Origin of the sequence: Actinacidiphila oryziradicis (assembly GCF_005047355.1) — a bacterium.
Classification (GTDB): Bacteria; Actinomycetota; Actinomycetes; order Streptomycetales; family Streptomycetaceae; genus Actinacidiphila; species Actinacidiphila oryziradicis.
The window spans coordinates 1-4,884 of sequence record NZ_SUMC01000232.1 but is presented as its reverse complement, the minus strand read 5'-3'; the positions used below and the strand labels follow the sequence as shown (position 1 = coordinate 4,884).

5 protein-coding genes and 1 pseudogene are annotated in these 4,884 nt (G+C 65.6%); 1 reads left to right on the top strand and 5 read right to left on the bottom strand.

Features of this window, described 5'->3' with window-relative positions:
• Positions 1–251 (bottom strand): helix-turn-helix domain-containing protein (locus FCI23_RS62070; RefSeq protein WP_322974064.1); only part of this gene is annotated, 251 nt, incomplete at its 3' end.
• A gap of 72 nt (positions 252–323) precedes the next feature.
• Entirely contained in the window at positions 324–905 is a 582-nt protein-coding gene (locus tag FCI23_RS54030) for a TetR/AcrR family transcriptional regulator (protein WP_136731532.1), read from the bottom strand.
• A gap of 84 nt (positions 906–989) precedes the next feature.
• On the opposite strand from FCI23_RS54030, the gene FCI23_RS54025 reads away from it, so the two are divergent.
• A complete protein-coding gene (locus FCI23_RS54025; protein WP_136731531.1) occupies positions 990–1,871 on the top strand; it encodes an SDR family oxidoreductase in 882 nt (293 codons plus the stop codon).
• Between the two features lie 248 nt (positions 1,872–2,119).
• Here the strand turns inward: FCI23_RS54025 and FCI23_RS64715 are convergent.
• From FCI23_RS64715 to FCI23_RS54010, 3 genes and pseudogenes are all read right to left on the bottom strand, one after another.
• Positions 2,120–2,296: pseudogene (locus FCI23_RS64715) on the bottom strand (ATP-binding protein); the annotation flags it as partial.
• Between the two features lie 509 nt (positions 2,297–2,805).
• On the bottom strand, positions 2,806–3,477 hold the full coding sequence (locus FCI23_RS54015) for a hypothetical protein (RefSeq protein WP_136731530.1): 672 nt from the start codon (positions 3,475–3,477) through the stop codon (positions 2,806–2,808).
• A 259-nt stretch (positions 3,478–3,736) separates the two neighbouring features.
• Positions 3,737–4,884, bottom strand: a 1,148-nt coding sequence (locus tag FCI23_RS54010) for a group II intron reverse transcriptase (protein ID WP_136731529.1), incomplete at its 5' end; no start/stop codon positions are given.

The following is a 4,884-nucleotide window of genomic DNA, read 5'->3' as shown; positions in this document are numbered from 1 at the left end:
AGCACCAACTCCGATTTGCGCCTGCCCGGACGCGGCTCATCCTTCAAGCCTGCCAATCCCCGGACCGCGAACCGGGAGCGCCACTTGCCCACCGTCGCCGAAGACACCCCACACTCCGCCGCCACCCGCGCATTTGACGCACCGCCGGCACAGGCCAGGACGATCCGCGCCCGCTCCGCCAACCTGGGAGACGCCGCCCCACCCGCCCAGCGCGACAACTCGGCGAACTCATCATCGGAGAGGACGACCACGACAGCACGAGGACCTCGTTGCGACATGAAAACAGTCTACATACTTAGACTCGCTATTTACAACGCAGGACACTAGCGCAGTTCCGCGGCTGCCGCGCGGAGTTCGTCAAGCGCGGCTCGTGTATGGGTCGCCAGCTCGCCGGGGTCCTCGTCGCGAGTGGGGTCGGCCCATTGGCTGAATCCGAGCTTGAACGCGAGTACGCCGAGTTCGGCGGCCACCTGCGCGGTGGGTTCTGTGACATCGCGTCTCTTCAACGCGTCGACCATCGCCGCGGCCATGCCGATGCTCTTCAGCGCGTCGCGTGTCTGCAACTCCTCGTTCGCCTCGATCGCCGCGTGCAGCAGCGGGCTGAGCTCGCGGTTGAACGATGTCATCTCGCCCGATGCGCGCTCCAGGCCGGCCGCGACGGCCATCATCGGTGTCGCATCCGCGGGGGCGGCATCGATGCCCTCGGCCAGCAGGCGGCTGAGGGCCTTCTGCCCTGCTGTGAGGATCTCCCGCTTGTCGGCGAAGTGGCGAAAGAAGGTGCTCCGCGTGAGCCCTGCGCGCTCGGAGATCTGAGCGACCGTCGTTTCGTCATAGCCCTGCTCGGCGAACAGGCCGAGCGCCGCCACGACCAGGCGCTGGCGGGCATCGGGCTTCCATCTCGGCATACGGCCAGTCTAGATGATGCGACATGTGTCGCATCGCGGTGTACGGTGATGGGACACTAGTCGCATCACTTCTTGGAGCTCACCATGCGCGTCTTCATCACCGGCGGAACGGGCCTGATCGGCTCGGCCGTCGTCGCCGAACTGCTCGCCGCAGGCCATGCGGTCACTGCCCTCGCTCGTTCCGACTCCTCTGCGGCAAGCGCCGCAGCCGCCGGCGCTGACGTCCTCCGTGGCGGGCTCACCGACCTCGACGTGCTGCGAACCGGCGCGGAACAGGCAGACGGCGTCATCCACCTCGCCTTCAGCAACGACTTCAGTTCGCCCGAGGCACTCGCGCAAGGCATCGCCGAAGAAGGCGCCGCGCTCGCGACGCTCGGCGACACCCTCGTCGGGACGCACCGGCCGCTGGTCACCGTGTCGGGCACTCCCCACGCGCCGGGACGCGCATCGACCGAGGACGACCCGCTGCCGACCAGTGGACCCGTCGCCGGACGTGGCCAGTCGGTATCCCGCGCACTCGAACTCGCCTCGCGCGGCGTGCGCAGCTCGGCCGTACGGCTGCCGCGCACAGTCCACAACCAGGGCCGGGGCGGGTTCGCCGGGCTGCTCACCGACATCGCCCGCCGCACCGACGTCGCCGGCTACCCCGGAGATGGCGCGCAGCGCTGGCCGGCCGTCCACGCGCTCGACGCCGCCGTCCTGTTCCGGCTCGCGCTGGAGAAGGCTCCGGCCGGAAGCTCGTGGCACGCCGTCGCCGACGAAGGCGACGCGGTACGCGACATCGCCGCGGTCATCGGGCGGCGGCTCGACCTCCCGGTGAAGTCGGTGCCGCATGAGAGTTTCGGTCCCCTCGGCCCGATCTTCGCGACCGACCAGCCCGCATCCAGCGCTCACACCCGCACCGCCCTCGGCTGGGAGCCGACGCACCCGAGCCTGCTCGATGATCTGGAGAACATCGAAGCCTGAGACAGCTGTCGCACTGACCGGCGGTCGCAGAAGTACCCGGGCCCCGCTCCGGCCGAGCGGGGCCCGGACCTGCTCCTCAACCGAGCCAGCCGCCACGGGACCGGGCCCGCAACTGAAGACCGGCTCCGAACACTCCATCCCACCAAGGCACCAGCCCGCTGGCCGACGCCACGGGCGAAGTGTGAACGATCACGTAATCCCCCGGGCGCAACGTCACGTAATTCCCCAGGTCCTGGCCTTGTCCATGTCTACTTGATCGAGGGCTTGTTTGTCTTGTCAGCGCCCGCTCGGGGGCGCTTGTTGGGTCGGTAGCTGGGGCCGTTCATGATGACCTGGTGGCTGGTGTTGATCAGCCGGTCCAGGAGTGACTCGGCGACGACGGGGTTGGGGAAGAGCGGATACCAGTCGCTCGGCGCTCTTCGAGAGTCAGCGGGTCGACCCGTTCGATGACCCGTGGGGCGGGGAGGTCGATTCCCTGCCCGTGCGGGTCCGCCACTGCCGAGGGGGCACGGTTGGGGGGTGCCCGATGCGGGGCCGGTGGTGGTCGGGGCGGAAGGGGGCGGGGCGACGTAACCCAGACCCTCGCCCTCGTCGACGGCATCCCGCCCGTGGCCGGACGGCCTGGCCGTCCGCGGCGCCGCCCCGACTCACTTCTCGGTGACAAGGGCGACGACTCCAACCCCAACCGCCCAGAGCTGCGCAAGCGGCGGATCCTGCCGGTCATCTCCCGCAAGGGTGCCCCGAACATCAAGGGCCTGGGCAAACTCCGCTACGTCGGCGAGCAGACCTGTGCTCCACCAGTTCAAGCGCCTCGCCGTCCGCCGGGAACGCCGAACAGAACTTCACGACGCCTTGGTCTCGTTGGCTTCCAGTCTCATCTGCTGGAGACGTCTCAAGAAAGCCCAGCGTGATCCTTTTACGCGCTCATAGACTGCTATGCCTGGAAGGCTGCGACCTGGTCCGGCACCGAGAAGTCTGAAGCACAGTCCGGACACGTCGTGCAGCCAAACAGATGGGTCAGATGCTCTGCGACCGCTGACTGCCCGGCCCCGACGGCCACACCGTGCAGCCGAGACGCCAGCGGCGGAAGGTCCGCTGGGACCGCCGGGCGGACCCCGGTGAGTATGGGTCCCTCACGGCCGACAACCCGAAAGCGCGCGTTCGGGTCCCGACCGCGAGTGCCTGGGGGCTTGTGGGAAAGGTCGATCTCCAAGCTCAGTGCGCAGGAGGGGCACACCACGGGATGCTCCTCGCGGCGCAGGCTGCGCCTCCATACGGGCACCCCCTCAAAAGCCAGGAGGTGCTCCAGCCAGTACAGAAAGTCGTCTTCATCGCCCTCGAAGGGCCTTGCCATCGTGAGGTTCTGGGTCAGCCGGTGCAACTCGTTGATCGCAGCCGGGTAGCGCGCCTGGACGTAACCGGGCTCGTGAAGCTGCTGCTCCTCGACGACGATGCGGCCGGCCAACCCAAGGGCCTGCCAGCGAGCGCCCGGTTTGCGACCGGTAGCGATGTCTGTCAGAACGGGCAGGGCGGCAAAGCTAGCCGCGTACACCGACCCCTGGTGGTAGAGAGAAGCCCACAGCTCCTCCCACGCCACGTCAGCCATCTCGGGATCACCGATCTCGTCAAAGAGCCGTGCTAGGGCCTGTTCGGAGTCGTGATCATGTGGCGGGATCGAGACTGCGCAACCAGATGACCGCGCCGCGCAGCTGAAGCCCCGCCATGTAGCTCTCGGGCTTCTTGTCGAAGCGTGTGGCCAGTCCTCTCCAGTCGTCGGGTAGCCGGGTCACGTTGCCGTAACCCGGCCCCCTGAGAACCGGGCATGCTTGTTTCCAAGCACCACCGCTCAAGCAAGCCCATAGACTTCACAGGATCTGTTGTTTGTTACCGCCATCGCCCGAATGAAGCTGACGATGGCATTCGGAGTGAACGAGCCGAAGATTCTTGATCTCATCAGATCCGCCGTTTCGCCGGTGGGTGAAGTGGTGTTTGTGTAACCGCTTCTTCATCGCGTCGAACCAGTTGATCCACTCGCGTGGACTGTCTGGTTCGTATTCCGCGCCGGCGATCAGTGCTTGCCCGCAGAGTGGACAGATTCCTTTCTGGCGGGCTGCCAGGGTAAGGCTGATCTTGTCCATCGGTGGGGGTGTGCGCGTCTTGCGGCGTTGGCTCCAGTAGTCGCAGAGCGTTGGATCATCGGGCGACGACTTTCCCCTGACTAGCTGGTGCCTTCTGATACTGGTCCAGGCGAACTTGGGAAGGTGTGCACCTGTGGTACGGTCACCGAAGACCCAGTTGTCGTTCTTAGACCGGTTGAGCCTGCCGAAGTACTTGCTGACGATCCAGTGCTTCGACTTCTTCGGGTGGGTGCGTTTGGCCCACTTGTAAGTGAGCGTCCACACATAGCTGTCCAGCGCTGATAATACTCGACTGGACACCACTGTCCGGTAATACGCGGACCAGCCCCTGACAACGGGAGCCAGTCTGCGTAGTACGACTGTGATGCTGTGCCCGAGGAGGGCTTGCATCTCGGTGCGTAGTCGGTTCCGGATTCTCTTGACCGCGTCCTTGCTGGGCTTAATGATCAGGCTGTCGCCATGACGGCGGACGTTGAAGCCGAGGAAGTCGAACCCTTCCGACAGGTGGAGGATTCTTGTCTTCTCTTCGTTGAAGCGAAGCCCTCGGGGTTCAAGCCATTCGCCAAGGCGTAACTTGACTATCTCAGCCTCTTCCTTGCTCGTGCAGAACACGGCAAGGTCGTCGGCGTAACGCACCAGGATCGGTGTCCCTTTCGCGGCCCACATCACTGTTCCTTTGCGGGTTGCGAACCGGACACCTGCGGCCTCCTCCATTCCGTGCAGTGCGATGTTGAGCAACAAGGGACTAATCACGCCCCCAACGCAATGGGTAACTCGGGCATGAGTCACCCTCCGTAGCGTCTTGATCTTGATGTTGGCCGTCGTTGGCGGCGTGTTCGCGGATGGGGATGCGGTGCCGGATGGTGATCTTCTCG

Excerpts from the sequence above, each read along its gene's own strand:
- FCI23_RS54030 (WP_136731532.1), bottom strand. The coding sequence starts at position 905 with ATGCCGAGATGGAAGCCCGATGCCCGCCAGCGCCTGGTCGTGGCGGCG.
- FCI23_RS54025 (WP_136731531.1), top strand. The coding sequence starts at position 990 with ATGCGCGTCTTCATCACCGGCGGAACGGGCCTGATCGGCTCGGCCGTC.
- FCI23_RS54015 (WP_136731530.1), bottom strand. The coding sequence starts at position 3,477 with ATGGCTGACGTGGCGTGGGAGGAGCTGTGGGCTTCTCTCTACCACCAG.